Origin of the sequence: Salmonella enterica subsp. enterica serovar Typhimurium str. LT2 (genome assembly GCF_000006945.2) — a bacterium.
Classification (GTDB): domain Bacteria; phylum Pseudomonadota; class Gammaproteobacteria; order Enterobacterales; family Enterobacteriaceae; genus Salmonella; species Salmonella enterica.
Window position 1 is genome coordinate 751374 of record NC_003197.2, and the last position, 14443, is coordinate 765816.

The window sequence follows — 14443 nt, forward strand, 5'->3', positions numbered from 1 at the left end:
TCAGGCTTTATTTTCTGCCGCGATATAGCCGCGACTCAGACGTACAAACAGCATCGCCGTCGCGGCAAGTCCACATAACGCTGCGCACATCAGCCACCAGCCGGGCGAGCTTTTATCGCCGGTTAACTTTACCAGCGCGGTAGAGATGGCCGGCGTCAGGCCGCCAAAAATCGCCGTCGCCAGGCTAAAGGCCAGCGAGAAACCAACGGTACGCACATAGACTGGCATCACTTCGGTTAACGCCGCGACCATTGCGCCGTTATACATGCCAAAAAAGAAAGAGAACCACAGCAGTACCAGCGTCATGCGGGTAAAGTCGGGCGCGGCGGTCAGCCACTGCATGACGGGCCAGGTGGTGATCAGCGCCAGCAACGTAATGCCCATTAACACAGCGCGACGGCCAATCCGGTCGGAAATCGCGCCGCCAATGGGTAACCAGATAAAATTGGACACCCCCACTAACATGGTGACGATCAAACTGTCCCGCGCGCTGAGATTAAGCACGGTTCTGCCATAGGTCGGCGTATAAACGGTGATAAAATAAAACGTTGTGGTGGTCATCGCCACCAGCAGCGTTCCGGCTGTAATAATGCGCCAGTTTTTGGCGATAGTTGCAAAAATTTCCCTGGTGTCGGGGCGATGCTTGCGTTGTAAAAACGCTTCTGTTTCTTGTAATGAACGACGTAAAACAAAAATCAGCGGAATGATCATACAGCCGATAAAGAACGGAATTCGCCAGCCCCACTCCGATATCGCGTCGTGTCCCAGCGTGATATTCAGGCTATAACCAATCAACGCGGCAACAACGATCGCGACCTGCTGACTGGCGGATTGCCAGCTGGTATAAAACCCTTTATTGCCTGGCGTTGCGATTTCGGACAGATAGACCGAGACGCCGCCTAACTCAACGCCCGCAGAAAATCCTTGTAATAACCGGCCCAACAGCACCAACGCAGGCGCTGCCAGGCCGATCGTTTGGTAGCCGGGGACGAGGGCGATGAGCAACGTACCGCAGCCCATAATCGCCAGTGTCACCATCAGCCCTTTACGGCGTCCGATTCTGTCAATATAGGCGCCAAGCACAATCGCGCCGACGGGGCGCATTAAAAAACCGGAGCCAAAGACGGCAAAGGTCAACATTAATGAGGCAAATTCGCTTTCCGCCGGAAAAAACGTTCTGGCGATATAGGTGGCGTAAAATCCGAACAAGAAAAAATCAAACTGTTCAAGGAAATTGCCGCTTGTCACGCGCAGTATTGCGCCGAACGTGCCGGCGCGCGATGTTGCAGGTGTGTGTTGTGCCATAGGGTTTGCTCTCCACTGTCTTTATTGTTTTATGGGTAAGATGTTGCGGGTCAGTTGCCTGTATCCCCCGCATGTTTTCCGCGTCGCTTCTCAACTGCCCATTTGAGTAAGGCCGCGCAGCGGAAAAATCCGTGGGCGAATTTTCCGTAGGGAAGGGTGAGAAAGAGCGCCATCACCACGCCTAAATGGAGCGCCAGCAGTATGCCCATTCCGCTGGTGTCTCTGCCTGCCAGCAGCGCCAGCCCGGTCAGACTGGTTAAGAACAGCAGCAGAATAAAGCCGCGATCCATGGGTTTCTGGCGCGCATCGCCATGTAACGGCGACCGCCGCAGATTGAGCCACAGTAGCCCGGCCGGGCCGATAAGCAGACCGATACCGCCCAGCGTGCCGAGCATGACCGGCAGGCTAAAAAACGGGTAGGGCGCTTCCCAACCGGCGACGTAGTGATAGCCCGTCGCCACGACCGTGGCGGCAAAACAGAGCATAAAACCGTAAAAGGTAAAGTGATGAAAGCGACGGCGCAGCAGCGTGAACGCATCGTCCGCTTCGTTACAGCCTTTGCCGTGACCGCCGTCGAGATATTTCAGCGTTAACGCATTGTGCGACGCTTCCGCAATCTCTGCCGAACGCGGTACGCCCGGCGAGATCTCACGCCAGAAGCGGATTACGCCCGCCATAAGCAAACCGATTGCCAGCACAAAAACTGAGCCGAACATCCATGCCAGCAGGCTATGCGGAAAAATTTGATAGAAGTCACCGGCCAGCGGCGGATGAATCAGCGACCCTTTCAGCGCCATCGCCAGTAATAAAAAGAGCGTCAGACCGACTATCAGCGCCAGCGCGACGGTGATCCCCGCCCGACGGTATAACGCGCCAAAAGCGGCGGGCTGGGCATACTGTTGATACGTCTCCAGGCGGGCTTGCGCCATCGCTTTCGGCACGTTAATGGCAAATTCATGGGGCGGCGCGTACTGGCACGCGTGCAGGCAGGCGCCGCAGTTATGACATAAATTCGCCAGATAATGAATATCGGCTTTACCGAATTCGAGCCGCTGGGTCATCGCCGGAAATACCGCGCAAAAACCTTCGCAGTAGCGACACGCGTTACACACTTGCATGACGCGTTCGACCTCGGCTTCCGGTTCGGTAAGCACGGTGGCCTCAATGATTAATTTTTCAAGCTGTTTCATGCTGCGCCTCCTTGTGCGCCGCGCGGGCGGCTTCTATTCCCGCAATGCGGCCAAAGGTTGTGCCGATAGACATGCCTACGCCTGCGGTATACCCCTTGCCCAGAACATTTCCTGCCATCATCTCGCCGGCAACAAACAGGTTGCGGCTTGGATGACCGGCAAAATGCACCGCGGCACGTTCATTGACTTTCAGACCCAGGTAGGTAAACGTGATGCCGGGTCGCAGCGCATAACCGTAGTAGGGCGGCGCATCAAGCGGGCGCGCCCAGTGGGTTTTCGCCGGCGTCAGGTTTTTAGTGGCGCAGTCATCAAGCAAGGTATGATCAAAATGACCGGGCTGGCAGGCCTGGTTATACTGCGTGACGGTATGGGTAAATTTTTCCGCGTCCAGCCCCAACTGGCAGGCCAGCTCAGCCAGCGTATTGGCCTGCGCGCCAGGAAAAACCGGCGGCATAAAGTGGCCGATGGCTTTGCTGTCAATAATCGAATAGCCAATTTGTCCTGGCTGTTGAGCAACCAGCCGCCCCCAAATGGCGTAACGCTTCGGCCAGAAATCTTCGCCTTCATCATAAAAACGTTCGGCGTCGCGATTCACGACAATACCCAGCGATACGCAATCCACGCGAGTACAAATACCGCCGTCGTACAGCGGCGCCCTGGCATCAATCGCTACGCAGTGCGACTGGGACGGATCGCCAATGATATCCGCGCCGGCATCCATCATAAATTTGAGTAATACGCCCTGGTTAAAACGCGTGCCGCGAATCAGGAAATTATCCGCGGGCCATTCGCCGCGGGCGTTTTCTCCCCAGGCCTCCCGCAGCCATTCACGGTTTGATTCGAAACCGCCAGCCGCTAATACGCAGGCTTTGGCGGTAATCCGTTCGCTACCCGCCAGCGCCGCCACGAATTCGCCGTCATGAAGTTCAAGCGCGTGAACCGGCGTGTTATAGCGAACCTGTACGCCCAGCCGTTCGGCGCTACGGTAATAGGCATTGACGAGCGCTTTCCCGCCGCCCATAAAAAACGCATTGGTGCGCGCAACGTGGAGCGCCCCAGATAGTGGCGGTTGAAAGTTAACGCCATGTTTGCGCATCCAGTCGCGGCATTGCGAAGAGGTGCGAATGACCAGCCGCGCCAGCGCCTCGTTGGTGTTGCCGTCGGTGACTCGCCACAGATCCTGCCAGAATTCCTCTTCAGGATAGCTTTCTACCAGCACATCCTGCGGCGCATCATGCATACAGCGCAGGTTTCGTGTGTGCTGAGAATTTCCGCCGCGCCATTCCCGCGGGGCAGCCTCCAGCAGCAGAACCGATGCGCCCGCTTCCCGTGCGGTCAGGGCGGCGCATAATGCGGCATTGCCTCCGCCTATCACCAGTACATCAACCATCTTATACTCCCGTACCATTTAACTATTTGTTAAATTTGTAATTGAAATGTATACGGATAAATAAGCGGTGCGCTATCAGGTAGCGCTAAACAGGGGTTTAGTAAGCGTAAAGGGTTGCGCCTGGCCATTCACCGGCGTCGACTAACTGACGCATAACTTTGGTAAGGACTACTCTGGCGGCAAGGCCGGCGGGCGTCAGTTCATCATCCGACAGGCTGACTAAAAAATTGGGGCGGCTGAGTACCGGATTATGGACGCCGATCACGCGTAGCGCGTCGTTATCCAGATGAGAAATCGCCGCGCCGGGCTGCAACGTGGCGCCAAGACCGTCGCGCACGGCGCGCATCAACAACGCCAGGCCGTCAATTTCCGCGACGATTTCAACGTTAAGCGCATGTTCCTGGCAGACAGCGTCCAGCCTGCCGCGCAGCCCATGTCCCTGGCTTGGCATAATGAGCGGAATGCCTGCCAGTTGTTCAGGTGTGATCGGGTTATCAGGAAGCGCCGCCAGCAGGGCATGGGAGCCAATCAGAAAAAGCTGTTCTTCAAGGATCGGTCTGGCGCTCCAGCGCAGGATTTTATCTTTTTGAAAGACAATGGCTAAATCAATCTGGCGGGTATTGATCATTCTTTCCAGATTACCGGACAAGCTTTCCACCACATGCAGTCGGACATCGGCATAGTTTTCCTGCATGGCATGGATAAACGGTATACCCAGTATGGAGGCGGTACTGGGGGCCATTCCTACGCTCACATGACCGGAAAGGCGCGCTTCTCTGGCGGCGAGAATCGCGTCGTCGGCATGACGCAGGGCGAGTTGCGCCTGTGAATAAAAGGCCAGCCCGGCGTTGGTTGGCGTTACGCCGCGCGAAGTGCGCTGCAGCAGACGGATGGCGAGCTCGTTTTCCAGACGGGACATCTGTTGACTTAATGCTGAAACGCCAATATCAAGATCCTGTGCGGCGCTGCCCATACTGCCGGTTTCAATAATACGCACGAAATAGCGTAACTGGCGAAGCTCCATTCCTGCTCTCCTGAGATGCGATAGCGTTTTTTACATTAAATCAACATCAAGCGGCAGGAAAGAGGAGGATATAAAAAAGCCAACCGGGCGGTTGGCTCTTCGAAAGATTTACACTTATTTAGTCGCGTCATCGTGCGCGTGCTCGTCTTCGCGGCAGTCGCCTTCAGCGCAGTGGCCGTAAAGATAGAGGCTGTGATTAGTTAAACGAATACCGTGTTTCGCCGCAATTTCACGCTGGCGCGCTTCAATAGAGTCATCACTAAATTCAATCACTTTTCCGCAATCAAGGCAGATAAGATGGTCGTGATGATGCTGTTGCGTCAGTTCAAAAACGGATTTACCGCCTTCAAAATTATGGCGGGTCACGATACCGGCATCGTCAAACTGGTTCAGCACACGGTATACGGTTGCCAGACCGATTTCTTCACCCATGTCGATCAGGCGTTTGTATAAATCTTCCGCACTGACGTGATGGTTATCTGGTTCCTGAAGAACTTCCAGAATTTTTAAACGAGGAAGCGTTACTTTCAGGCCAGCCTTCTTTAATGCGGTATTGTTGTCAGTCATGCGGAATCTGTCCTGTTGCTAAACGATTCACTTCATTAGAGAAGTGACAGAAATTGCACTCAAGATAATGCGTATCATTATAGGACTGCCATGCCGAAATGAAAACCGCAAGTCTCTCGCAGATGTTAATAAAACTGTGGTTTTGCCTGCAAATTCTGGCGCCACCTGATTACACCCGGACATTGTACAGGGATGGGTGCGAAAGTTACAAATTTGTAGCAATTATTTTGATTGGTCTTGTCTATTGATGCGGCGCAGATATAACGCTGCGCCGCATAAGATTAGGCGTTGAGGATGTCGTCGAGGTGCAATTCAGCCGAAACTTGCTTAACCCATTTTTCAACACGCTCGGCGGTCAGTTCAGGCTGACGGTCTTCGTCAATCGCCAGACCGACAAAATGATCGTCGTCAGCCAGACCTTTAGAGGCTTCAAAATGATAGCCTGCGGTTGGCCAGTGACCCACAATCGTGGCGCCGCGCGGCTCAATAATGTCGCGAATCGTGCCCAGCGCATCACAGAAGTATTCCGCGTAGTCTTCCTGATCGCCACAGCCAAACAGCGCCACCAGCTTACCGTTAAAGTCAATCTCTTCGAGAGTCGGGAAGAAGTCATCCCAGTCACATTGCGCTTCGCCATAATACCAGGTTGGGATGCCCAGCAGCAGAATGTCATACCCTTCCAGGTCTTCTTTACTGCTTTTTGCAATGTCATGCACATCGGCAACGTCTTTACCAAGCTGTTTTTGAATCATTTTTGCGATATTTTCGGTATTACCGGTGTCGCTGCCGAAAAAGATGCCAGTGATTGCCATGAGTAAAATAACCTCTTGAAACTTATTGAAATGGTGGTGGCGAATTGCCCACGGATAAGGGCAATCATAGCAGAACAGGCAGATATGCGGAAACAGCAATCACGCGGGACTGCACGCTCTGCTACACGAAATATGAAACAAAACTTATTTTCAGACTAAACCCTGGCCGCGCAGCGCCATAAGCTGCTTCATTAATATTTCTTCAATGAGCTCGCTGCGGCTAATGTTGCGCGCTTCGGCCAGCTCATTCAGCGCGTCAACCGCTTGTGCGTTGAGTTTTAATTCGACACGCTTGAGGCCACGAACTTTGTCGCGTTTTAACTGGTTGCGCTTGTTGATGCGTAACTGTTCATCGCGCGAAAGCGGATTCGTTTTAGGTCGTCCCGGGCGACGCTCGTGCGCGAACAGATCTAATGTCGTACGGTCCGTTTGTTCTTTGGCCATGATTTTGGTGACTTCGGGGGAAACAATCAGCCAGGCTTATGCCCGGATGGATAGCGCGCCATCATACATCAGCGAGGAAGCGACGCCAACGCCCGCGCGCGTAATCGCGCACAGGCGATGAGTTTTTAATCAGTTAGCGTTTATCGTGCAGATAACGGCGGATGGCGCGCAGAACCGCCTCTGGTTTTTCGGCATGTACCCAGTGGCCCGCGCCGGCGATCACATGCGCGCGCGCCAAAGGGAATTGTGCCAGTAGCGTGTCGCGGTACGCTTCGGTCACGTACGGCGAGTTACCGCCTGGAATAAACAGCGCCGGATGTTCCCAGGGCGGAATGGTTTCCCAGCCGACGATATGCGGATACTGCTCCCATAATACCGGAACATTAAAACGCCATTCGCCTTCAGCCCAGGATTTTAACAGAAACTGGATCACGCCTTCTTCGTTGAGGTGCTGGCGCATAATCCCTGCCGCCTGTTGGCGGGATGTCGCGTCGGATTCGCTGACGGCGTTAATGGCCGCGAAAATGCGATCGTGGCGGCGAACGTGATAATCCACGGGGGCGATATCAATCGCGACCAGACGATCGATGCGATCGGGCGCCAGCGCCGTCAGCGCCATTACCGCTTTTCCACCCATGGAATGACCAATAAACGTCGCTTTTTCAATCTGCTGCGCGTCAAGCGTATCCAGAAGATCCTGGGCCATTGCCGGATAATCCATGACCGGATCGCGCGGCGATAAACCATGATTGCGCATATCGACCTGAATAATGTCGTGATCGGTCACCAGATCGCGCGCCAGTACGCCGAGGTTGTCCAGGCTGCCAAACAGGCCATGAACGAGAACGATGGGGGAATTATTGTGCAGGTTTTGTGCAGATTGCGCTCGGATGTTTAATTTCATGGCAAAGTTCTTTTTTTCGCTCTGTCGGGTTAGGGTATTATGTTGACCATTCTGCCACTGGGCTGCAACCTCTAAGGTTTACTCCGAGTTTTTTTGTCAGCCGGGCTTAACGCTATCCGCTGTTGGGATTTGTTCCTATAATCCCAATGACTTGTATTCAGCAAAGACATCGCACTGGATTAAGATGAAAACGATTGAAGTTGATGATGAACTCTATAGCTATATTGCCAGCCACACCAAGCATATCGGCGAGAGCGCATCCGACATTTTACGGCGTATGTTGAAGTTTTCCGCCACGACACAGCCAACGGCTTCAGCGGTGAAGGGGACGCCTGCGGCGCAACCCGTTGCCGAAGCGAAACCGGTTAACCCGGTAAAAGACAAAGTTCGCGCGATGCGTGAGCTGTTGTTGTCTGACGAATATGCCGAGCAGAAAAAAGCGGTCAACCGCTTTATGCTGATTCTGACTACACTCTATTCACTGGATCACCACGCGTTTGCGGAGGCGACGGAGTCGTTGCATGGCCGCACGCGCGTCTATTTTGCGGCGGATGAACAAACGCTGCTGAAAAATGGGAATCAAACTAAACCTAAGCACGTTCCCGGCACGCCGTACTGGGTGATCACCAACACCAACACCGGCCGTAAATGCAGCATGATCGAACACATCATGCAGTCAATGCAATTCCCGGCGGAATTGATTGAAAAGGTTTGCGGAACAATTTAATCCTTGCATTAGAAGGACCAGGCAATGGCAATCCACAACCGCGCAGGACAACCCGCGCAACAGAGTGATTTGATTAACGTCGCCCAACTGACGGCGCAGTATTATGTACTGAAACCGGAGGCAGGGAATGCAGAACATGCCGTGAAATTTGGCACTTCCGGCCATCGCGGCAGCGCAGGTCGTCACAGTTTCAACGAACCGCATATTCTGGCGATCGCCCAGGCGATTGCTGAAGAGCGGGCGAAAAATGGCATTACCGGCCCCTGCTATGTGGGGAAAGACACCCATGCGCTCTCGGAACCGGCCTTCATTTCCGTGCTGGAAGTGCTGGCGGCAAACGGCGTAGACGTTATCGTGCAGGAAAATAATGGCTTTACGCCAACGCCTGCCGTGTCAAATGCTATCCTGGTCCATAACAAAAAAGGCGGCCCGCTGGCTGATGGTATTGTCATTACGCCGTCGCACAACCCGCCGGAAGATGGCGGTATTAAATATAATCCGCCCAATGGCGGCCCGGCGGATACCAACGTCACTAAAGTGGTAGAAGATCGCGCCAATGCGCTGCTGGCGGGCGGCCTGCAAGGCGTTAAGCGCATCTCTCTGGATGCGGCAATGGCCTCGGGCCACGTTAAAGCGGTAGATCTGGTACAGCCGTTTGTCGAAGGGCTGGCGGATATCGTTGATATGGCGGCGATTCAGAAAGCCGGTCTGACGCTGGGTGTCGATCCGCTGGGCGGCTCCGGTATTGAATACTGGAAACGTATCGCTGAGCATTACAAACTTAACCTGACGTTAGTTAACGATCAGGTTGATCAAACCTTCCGCTTTATGCACCTTGATAAAGACGGCGCGATCCGTATGGATTGCTCCTCCGAATGTGCGATGGCGGGTTTGCTGGCGCTGCGTGACAAGTTTGACCTGGCCTTCGCCAACGACCCGGACTACGACCGTCATGGCATCGTGACGCCTGCAGGGCTGATGAACCCGAACCATTATCTGGCGGTCGCCATTAACTATCTGTTCCAGCATCGTCCGCTATGGGGCAAAGACGTGGCTGTCGGTAAAACGCTGGTCTCTTCCGCGATGATTGACCGCGTGGTGAATGATTTGGGACGCAAGCTGGTAGAAGTGCCGGTTGGCTTCAAATGGTTTGTTGACGGTTTGTTCGACGGCAGCTTTGGTTTCGGCGGGGAAGAGAGCGCGGGCGCTTCGTTCCTGCGTTTCGACGGTACGCCGTGGTCTACCGATAAAGACGGTATCATCATGTGCCTGCTGGCGGCGGAAATCACCGCCGTTACCGGGAAAAACCCGCAAGAGCATTACAATGAACTGGCAGCGCGTTTTGGCGCCCCGAGCTATAACCGTCTGCAGGCGAGCGCGACCTCCGCGCAGAAAGCGGCATTGTCTAAACTGTCTCCGGAAATGGTGAGCGCCAGCACGCTGGCAGGCGACCCGATCACCGCGCGTCTTACCGCAGCGCCGGGTAATGGCGCATCGATTGGCGGCCTGAAGGTAATGACCGATAACGGCTGGTTCGCCGCGCGTCCATCCGGTACGGAAGACGCTTACAAGATCTATTGCGAAAGCTTCCTGGGGGAAGAACATCGCAAGCAGATTGAGAAAGAAGCCGTTGAAATCGTTAGCGAAGTATTGAAAAACGCCTGATGGGCGATATGGAAGAAAAAGGAGCCTTACGGCTCCTTTTTTGTATTAACGGCGCTGCGCTTATCAGGCCTGTAAACCGCCTCCAGGCCGGATAAGGCGCTTGTGATATCTGACTTATTCGCTCTGAGTCGCCAGATGTCGGCGGCAGGTGAGGGCGTCGCATTCGATACGCACCACGCAAACCGCTTTCATCATATCTTCCCGATAACTGAAGGTTTTTCCCGGATCGGTCTGACGCATAATGACGTCCAGGCCGTAGCGCATCTCCTCGCGCGTTTGCAATATCGATGCCAGTCCGGTGGCGAAAACGCTGGTGTAGGCGTAGCTATAATCACAGGGGTCATCGGCACGTAGTAATGCATGGTCGCCGTCCATTTCAATGCATACTGCCGGGTTCTTACGTAACAGACGCATCTTTTTCCCGGTGCGTGCGCCGTGAAAATAAAATATCCAGCGTCCGTTCTGATACTCGTAGCCAAAATTTACGGGGACAACATACGGGCAGAGATTGTCGTTAAACCCTATCCGACACACTTCGTGTTTACTGAGAATAGCCAGTATTTCTGCTATATCAGTGACTTCCCGCTCTGGATTACTCATTTCTATTATCTTATTCAAAGAGTGAAAATGCCCGGACTACCGTTACCGCAGCCCGGGCGCGCCATCAGCCGTGTTTATTTTTCAATTCAAAACGCGGTGAGACCAGGCCGTATAACGTCCAGCCGAGGAAGGTCACAATTGAGCCGTACAGCATGGCTTCTTCACCGGAGGAATAGAGCGCGTAGAAGCTATACATGGCGCCAACGAAGGCCACGAAGTTAGCGACTTTCGCTTTTGATGACGGCACATTCGCCATTTTCTGAATGATAACCAGCGCGGCCATCGACAGAATATACGGAATAATGTTCGTCACCACCGCCAGGTTAACCAGGACGTTAAACTGACTATTCAGCGACGGGCTAATGGTCATCAGCGACAGGCCAGTCTGAATAATCACAATGATCAACATCCCCTGAACCGGCGCGTCGACTTTCGTTACACGAGAGAAGACTTTCGGGAAATAGCCTTCGTCAGCGGAGGATTTAAAGACCTGAGCGATAGTGAACTGCCAGCCCAGCAGCGAGCCGCAGCAGGACATTACCATCAGCGCCATGATCACTTTACCTACCGCAGGCGTGAACATCTGTGCAAACGCCAGACCAAACGGCGCCGTGGAGTTCGCCAGATCCATGTTCGGCACAATCCCGGCAATCACGTTAGTCGAAACGATATAGATGACCGCCGCGCCCAGCGTACCGCCCAGTACCGCAATGGGGACGTTCTTTTCCGGATTCTCGACCACGTCTGCGTTGGCGCAGGCGGATTCCAGTCCAAGAAATGCCCATAACGTCATGGCGATGGAAGAACCGACCGCGCTAAAGAACGGAACATGGTGCGGGTTCCATGACGCTACGTACATGCTGGGGCTAAACCAGAACCAGCCAATGATGCACAGGCCGACAACCGGAATGATGACGCCCCAAACGGTAACGCTACTGATCTGTCCGGTAATACGCGCGCCGCCAAAGTTTGCGATGGTACAAACCCACAATACGGCGATAGTCGCCAGACCGATCTGGAGCGGCGTCAGCGCGGCGCCGAACAGTTCGGTACCATAGCCGACAGCGGAGATGGCGATAGCCACGTTGGCGATCAGCAGCGAGACGCCGTAGGTATAGTTCGCCATAAAGTTGCCGGATTTACCGAAGGCATATTCGGCGTAACCGCCCATGCCGCCGGATTTACGGCTAAACATACCGCATTTCGCAAACGCCCAGGCCAGTGCCATCGAGCCGACGGCGGTGACCAGCCAGGAGATAATGGATATCGTGCCGACTTCAGACAGTTTGGTCGGTAGCATGATGATCCCGGAGCCCATCATGTTGACCATAGTCAGAATTGTGAGCTGCACGACACCCATTTTATTGGATTTAGGTTTACTCATAATTTTTCCTCCTTCAGCAGGGAGCGCTGTGCGTCACGAGGTTTAATGACGTAGCACCAGACCTGCTTACGGCCGTCGTGTTCTTCGATATAAACGCCCTGCAGTTCAGGCGCAAAGCCCGGCAGCAGGTTGATCCCTTCTTCCAGGGCGCTGAAGTAACGCAGGACAGAACCGCCCCAGATTTCACCCGGAACTACACACAGCACTCCCGGCGGGTAAGGCAGAGCGCCTTCAGCCGCGATACGACCTTCCGCTTCCGGCAGGCGAACCAGTTCGACCTCGCCGCGCAGATAGGCATAGTTGGCCTCTTGCGGATTCATACTGACTTTCGGGAAATGCGATTTACGGAACATCTCTTTTTGCAGCTGTTTCACGTTGTGCCGCGCATAGAGATCGTGCATCTCCTGGCAAAGCTGACGCAGGGTATAGCCGGCATAACGCGCTTCATGCTGTTTGTAGATGGACGGTAATACTTCCGCTAACGGCGCATCAGCTTCCAGCAGTTTTTCGAAACGAGCCAGCAGGGCGACAAGCTGTTGTAACTTCGCCATGTCTTCTGCCGGCGTCAGCAGGAACAGAATGGAGTTGAGGTCGCATTTTTCCGGCACAACGCCGTTCTCGCGCAGGAAGTTGGCGAGGATCGTGGCAGGAACGCCAAAGTCTTCATATTCGCCGCTCGCTGCATTAATGCCCGGTGTGGTGAGCAGCAGTTTGCAAGGGTCGACAAAGTACTGATGTTCGGCATAGCCTTCAAACGCATGCCAGTGTTCTCCCGGAACGAAGTGGAAGAAGCGCAGATCGCTGGCGATCTCTGACGTCGGGTATGACTGCCACGGCTTACCATCAATCAGTTCCGGTACGAACGGACGGATGTGATGACAGTTTTCGAGGATCAATTTACGGGCATCGATGCCGTTAACCACGCAATCCATCCACATATTGCGACCGCTGACGCCTTCGTGCATTTTGGCGTTAACGTCCAGCGCGGCGAACAGCGGATAGAACGGGCTGGTGGAGGCGTGCATCATAAAGGCGTTGTTCATGCGCTTATGCGGAACGTAGCGCGATTGCCCTTTGATATGGCTATCTTTTTTATGGATCTGCGAGGTCTGGGAGAAACCGGCTTGTTGTTTGTGAACGGACTGCGTCACCAGAATACCCGGATCGTTTTCGTTCAGTTCCAGCAGCAGCGGCGAACAATCGGCCATCATCGGAATAAATTGTTCATAGCCGACCCAGGCGGAGTCAAACAGGATGTAGTCGCACAGATGACCAATTTTATCGACGACCTGACGGGCGTTATAAATGGTACCGTCGTAGGTGCCTAACTGGATGACGGCCAGACGGAATGGACGTGCTTCGCGGGCACGCTGCGGCGCGACTTCGCTAATCAGCTCGCGCAGGTAATCTTCTTCGAAGCAGTGAGCGTCGATCCCGCCGATAAAACCATACGGGTTACGCGCGGTTTCCAGATAAACTGGCGTTGCGCCCGCCTGCAATAATGCGCCGTGGTGGTTAGATTTGTGGTTGTTACGGTCAAACAGTACCAGATCGCCCGGCGTTAACAGCGCGTTGAGTACGACTTTGTTAGAGGAGGAGGTCCCGTTCAGCACAAAGTAGGTCTTATCGGCGTTAAAGACTTTCGCCGCATGTTGCTGCGCAATGCAAGGCGCGCCTTCGTGAATCAGCAGATCGCCCATCGCCACGTCCGCGTTGCATAGGTCGGAGCGGAAGAGCGTTTCGCCAAAGTATTCCACGAACTGATTACCGGCAGGATGACGGCGGAAGAATTCGCCGCCCTGATGCCCCGGGCAGTCAAATGCGCTGTTGCCCTGGTTGACATAATCCACCAGCGCGCGGAAAAACGGCGGACGTAACTGCGTTTCGTAGTGGCTTGCTGCGGTTTCCAACTGGCGACCATAGAAGGCAGTACGGGATTCATTATATTCGAATACACCAGAGATACGCGGCAAATACTCAGGCGGTACGCGCCCTTCGTCATGTGTCGCGACAAACACGGGAATACCGTAACCCGTTGCGTCGATTTCATCGAGTTTTCCGTGTTCAATGTCGTCAATGGATAACACGATGGCAGCCACGTCGATGAAACGACTCTCATCAACATTTACAATATTACGGTGTGTAGAAAAACAATCCGGGCAATGACGGCTAACGGCAATTTTTAATTCTGACATTTTTCATCTCTTTATTTCAGGTAATAGCAGGCCCTCAATTTCTCGCATGAGAAACTGATTCTTCCGGAAAAAATCAAAGCTATCCCGCTGATAAAAAAATCAGTAAATTAGCTTTATTTTAGATGTAATAAATCCCAACCCGTCCGGTTGCAGGAAATTCAGGATTTAAGGAGTTGAGTACTACGATATACAGGCAGAAACCGCGATAACTAAAATTGCGCTGAGTCGGAATTTCT

Annotated in this window: 13 protein-coding genes and 15 other annotated features; of the genes, 2 read left to right on the plus strand and 11 right to left on the minus strand. The window is 53.7% G+C overall.

Annotation, left to right across the window (positions count from 1 at the left end; translation table 11 throughout):
* From citA to ybfF, 8 genes are all read right to left on the minus strand, one after another.
* Positions 1-1312, minus strand: a protein-coding gene (citA, locus tag STM0689) for a citrate-proton symporter (protein ID NP_459674.1). Within the gene, positions 1-1305 belong to an annotated coding region; the region does not span the whole gene.
* Positions 1307-1312 (minus strand) — a ribosome-binding site (putative RBS for citA; RegulonDB:STMS1H001006). It overlaps the preceding gene by 6 nt.
* 43 nt (positions 1313-1355) lie before the next feature.
* Positions 1356-2502 (minus strand): citrate utilization protein b gene (citB, locus tag STM0690; protein ID NP_459675.1). Within the gene, positions 1356-2495 belong to an annotated coding region; the region does not span the whole gene.
* Positions 2482-3890, minus strand: a protein-coding gene (locus tag STM0691; RefSeq protein NP_459676.1) for a putative periplasmic protein. Within the gene, positions 2482-3885 belong to an annotated coding region; the region does not span the whole gene. Before STM0691 ends, citB begins: the two co-directional genes overlap by 21 nt.
* Positions 2497-2502: a ribosome-binding site (putative RBS for citB; RegulonDB:STMS1H001007), on the minus strand. Its footprint overlaps the gene before it by 6 nt.
* Positions 3885-3890, minus strand: a ribosome-binding site (putative RBS for STM0691; RegulonDB:STMS1H001008). (Lies within the gene STM0691.)
* A gap of 92 nt (positions 3891-3982) precedes the next feature.
* The gene (locus STM0692) for a putative LysR family transcriptional regulator (protein ID NP_459677.1) occupies positions 3983-4922 on the minus strand. Within the gene, positions 3983-4909 belong to an annotated coding region; the region does not span the whole gene.
* Positions 4917-4922, minus strand: a ribosome-binding site (putative RBS for STM0692; RegulonDB:STMS1H001009). (Overlaps the previous gene by 6 nt.)
* 101 nt (positions 4923-5023) lie before the next feature.
* The gene (gene fur, locus STM0693) for a transcriptional repressor of iron-responsive genes (Fur family) (ferric uptake regulator) (protein NP_459678.1) occupies positions 5024-5630 on the minus strand. Within the gene, positions 5024-5476 belong to an annotated coding region; the region does not span the whole gene.
* Positions 5486-5491: a ribosome-binding site (putative RBS for fur; RegulonDB:STMS1H001010), on the minus strand. (Overlaps the previous gene by 6 nt.)
* Positions 5606-5614 (minus strand) — a -10 signal (putative -10_signal for fur; RegulonDB:STMLTH004694).
* Positions 5608-5628: a protein binding site (putative binding site for CRP, RegulonDB: STMS1H000047), on the minus strand. (Overlaps the previous feature by 7 nt.)
* Positions 5622-5630: a -35 signal (putative -35_signal for fur; RegulonDB:STMLTH004694), on the minus strand. Its footprint overlaps the feature before it by 7 nt.
* Positions 5631-5757: 127 nt before the next feature.
* Positions 5758-6303, minus strand: a protein-coding gene (gene fldA, locus STM0694) for a flavodoxin 1 (protein NP_459679.1). Within the gene, positions 5758-6288 belong to an annotated coding region; the region does not span the whole gene.
* Positions 5792-5812 (minus strand) — a protein binding site (putative binding site for Fur, RegulonDB: STMS1H000187). (Overlaps the previous gene by 21 nt.)
* Positions 6298-6303, minus strand: a ribosome-binding site (putative RBS for fldA; RegulonDB:STMS1H001011). (Lies within the gene fldA.)
* Positions 6304-6438: 135 nt before the next feature.
* The gene (gene ybfE / locus STM0695) for a LexA regulated, putative SOS response (protein NP_459680.1) occupies positions 6439-6749 on the minus strand. Within the gene, positions 6439-6732 belong to an annotated coding region; the region does not span the whole gene.
* Positions 6744-6749: a ribosome-binding site (putative RBS for ybfE; RegulonDB:STMS1H001012), on the minus strand. Its footprint overlaps the gene before it by 6 nt.
* A gap of 116 nt (positions 6750-6865) precedes the next feature.
* A complete protein-coding gene (gene ybfF / locus STM0696) occupies positions 6866-7636 on the minus strand; it encodes a putative enzyme (RefSeq protein ID NP_459681.1) in 771 nt (256 codons plus the stop codon).
* Between the two features lie 174 nt (positions 7637-7810).
* Positions 7811-7816, plus strand: a ribosome-binding site (putative RBS for seqA; RegulonDB:STMS1H001013).
* Between ybfF and seqA the strand changes: the two genes are divergently transcribed.
* Both seqA and pgm read left to right on the plus strand, forming a co-directional pair.
* The gene (gene seqA, locus STM0697; protein ID NP_459682.1) for a negative modulator of initiation of replication occupies positions 7811-8363 on the plus strand. Within the gene, positions 7821-8363 belong to an annotated coding region; the region does not span the whole gene. (Overlaps the previous feature by 6 nt.)
* 12 nt (positions 8364-8375) lie before the next feature.
* Positions 8376-8381 (plus strand) — a ribosome-binding site (putative RBS for pgm; RegulonDB:STMS1H001014).
* Positions 8376-10028, plus strand: a protein-coding gene (gene pgm / locus STM0698; protein NP_459683.1) for a phosphoglucomutase. Within the gene, positions 8388-10028 belong to an annotated coding region; the region does not span the whole gene. Its footprint overlaps the feature before it by 6 nt.
* Before the next feature lie 114 nt (positions 10029-10142).
* On the opposite strand, the gene STM0699 is transcribed toward pgm, so the two are convergent.
* From STM0699 to speF, 3 genes are all read right to left on the minus strand, one after another.
* On the minus strand, positions 10143-10628 hold the full coding sequence (locus STM0699) for a putative cytoplasmic protein (RefSeq protein NP_459684.1): 486 nt from the start codon (positions 10626-10628) through the stop codon (positions 10143-10145).
* A 64-nt stretch (positions 10629-10692) separates the two neighbouring features.
* Positions 10693-12026 (minus strand): APC family, putrescine/ornithine antiporter gene (potE, locus tag STM0700; RefSeq protein NP_459685.1). Within the gene, positions 10693-12012 belong to an annotated coding region; the region does not span the whole gene.
* The gene (gene speF, locus STM0701) for an ornithine decarboxylase isozyme, inducible (protein NP_459686.1) occupies positions 12009-14217 on the minus strand. Within the gene, positions 12009-14207 belong to an annotated coding region; the region does not span the whole gene. Before speF ends, potE begins: the two co-directional genes overlap by 18 nt.
* Positions 12021-12026 (minus strand) — a ribosome-binding site (putative RBS for potE; RegulonDB:STMS1H001015). Its footprint overlaps the gene before it by 6 nt.
* Positions 14212-14217 (minus strand) — a ribosome-binding site (putative RBS for speF; RegulonDB:STMS1H001016). It lies within the gene speF.
* Positions 14218-14443: the final 226 nt, after the last annotated feature.

What these genes read in the sequence shown, in the direction of transcription:
- potE (NP_459685.1), bottom strand. Translation starts at nt 12,012, where the DNA reads ATGAGTAAACCTAAATCCAATAAAATGGGTGTCGTGCAGCTCACAATT.
- ybfF (NP_459681.1), bottom strand. Translation starts at nt 7,636, where the DNA reads ATGAAATTAAACATCCGAGCGCAATCTGCACAAAACCTGCACAATAAT.
- pgm (NP_459683.1), top strand. Translation starts at nt 8,388, where the DNA reads ATGGCAATCCACAACCGCGCAGGACAACCCGCGCAACAGAGTGATTTG.
- STM0691 (NP_459676.1), bottom strand. Translation starts at nt 3,885, where the DNA reads ATGGTTGATGTACTGGTGATAGGCGGAGGCAATGCCGCATTATGCGCC.
- fldA (NP_459679.1), bottom strand. Translation starts at nt 6,288, where the DNA reads ATGGCAATCACTGGCATCTTTTTCGGCAGCGACACCGGTAATACCGAA.
- speF (NP_459686.1), bottom strand. Translation starts at nt 14,207, where the DNA reads ATGTCAGAATTAAAAATTGCCGTTAGCCGTCATTGCCCGGATTGTTTT.
- citA (NP_459674.1), bottom strand. Translation starts at nt 1,305, where the DNA reads ATGGCACAACACACACCTGCAACATCGCGCGCCGGCACGTTCGGCGCA.
- citB (NP_459675.1), bottom strand. Translation starts at nt 2,495, where the DNA reads ATGAAACAGCTTGAAAAATTAATCATTGAGGCCACCGTGCTTACCGAA.
- STM0692 (NP_459677.1), bottom strand. Translation starts at nt 4,909, where the DNA reads ATGGAGCTTCGCCAGTTACGCTATTTCGTGCGTATTATTGAAACCGGC.
- STM0699 (NP_459684.1), bottom strand. Translation starts at nt 10,628, where the DNA reads ATGAGTAATCCAGAGCGGGAAGTCACTGATATAGCAGAAATACTGGCT.
- seqA (NP_459682.1), top strand. Translation starts at nt 7,821, where the DNA reads ATGAAAACGATTGAAGTTGATGATGAACTCTATAGCTATATTGCCAGC.
- ybfE (NP_459680.1), bottom strand. Translation starts at nt 6,732, where the DNA reads ATGGCCAAAGAACAAACGGACCGTACGACATTAGATCTGTTCGCGCAC.
- fur (NP_459678.1), bottom strand. Translation starts at nt 5,476, where the DNA reads ATGACTGACAACAATACCGCATTAAAGAAGGCTGGCCTGAAAGTAACG.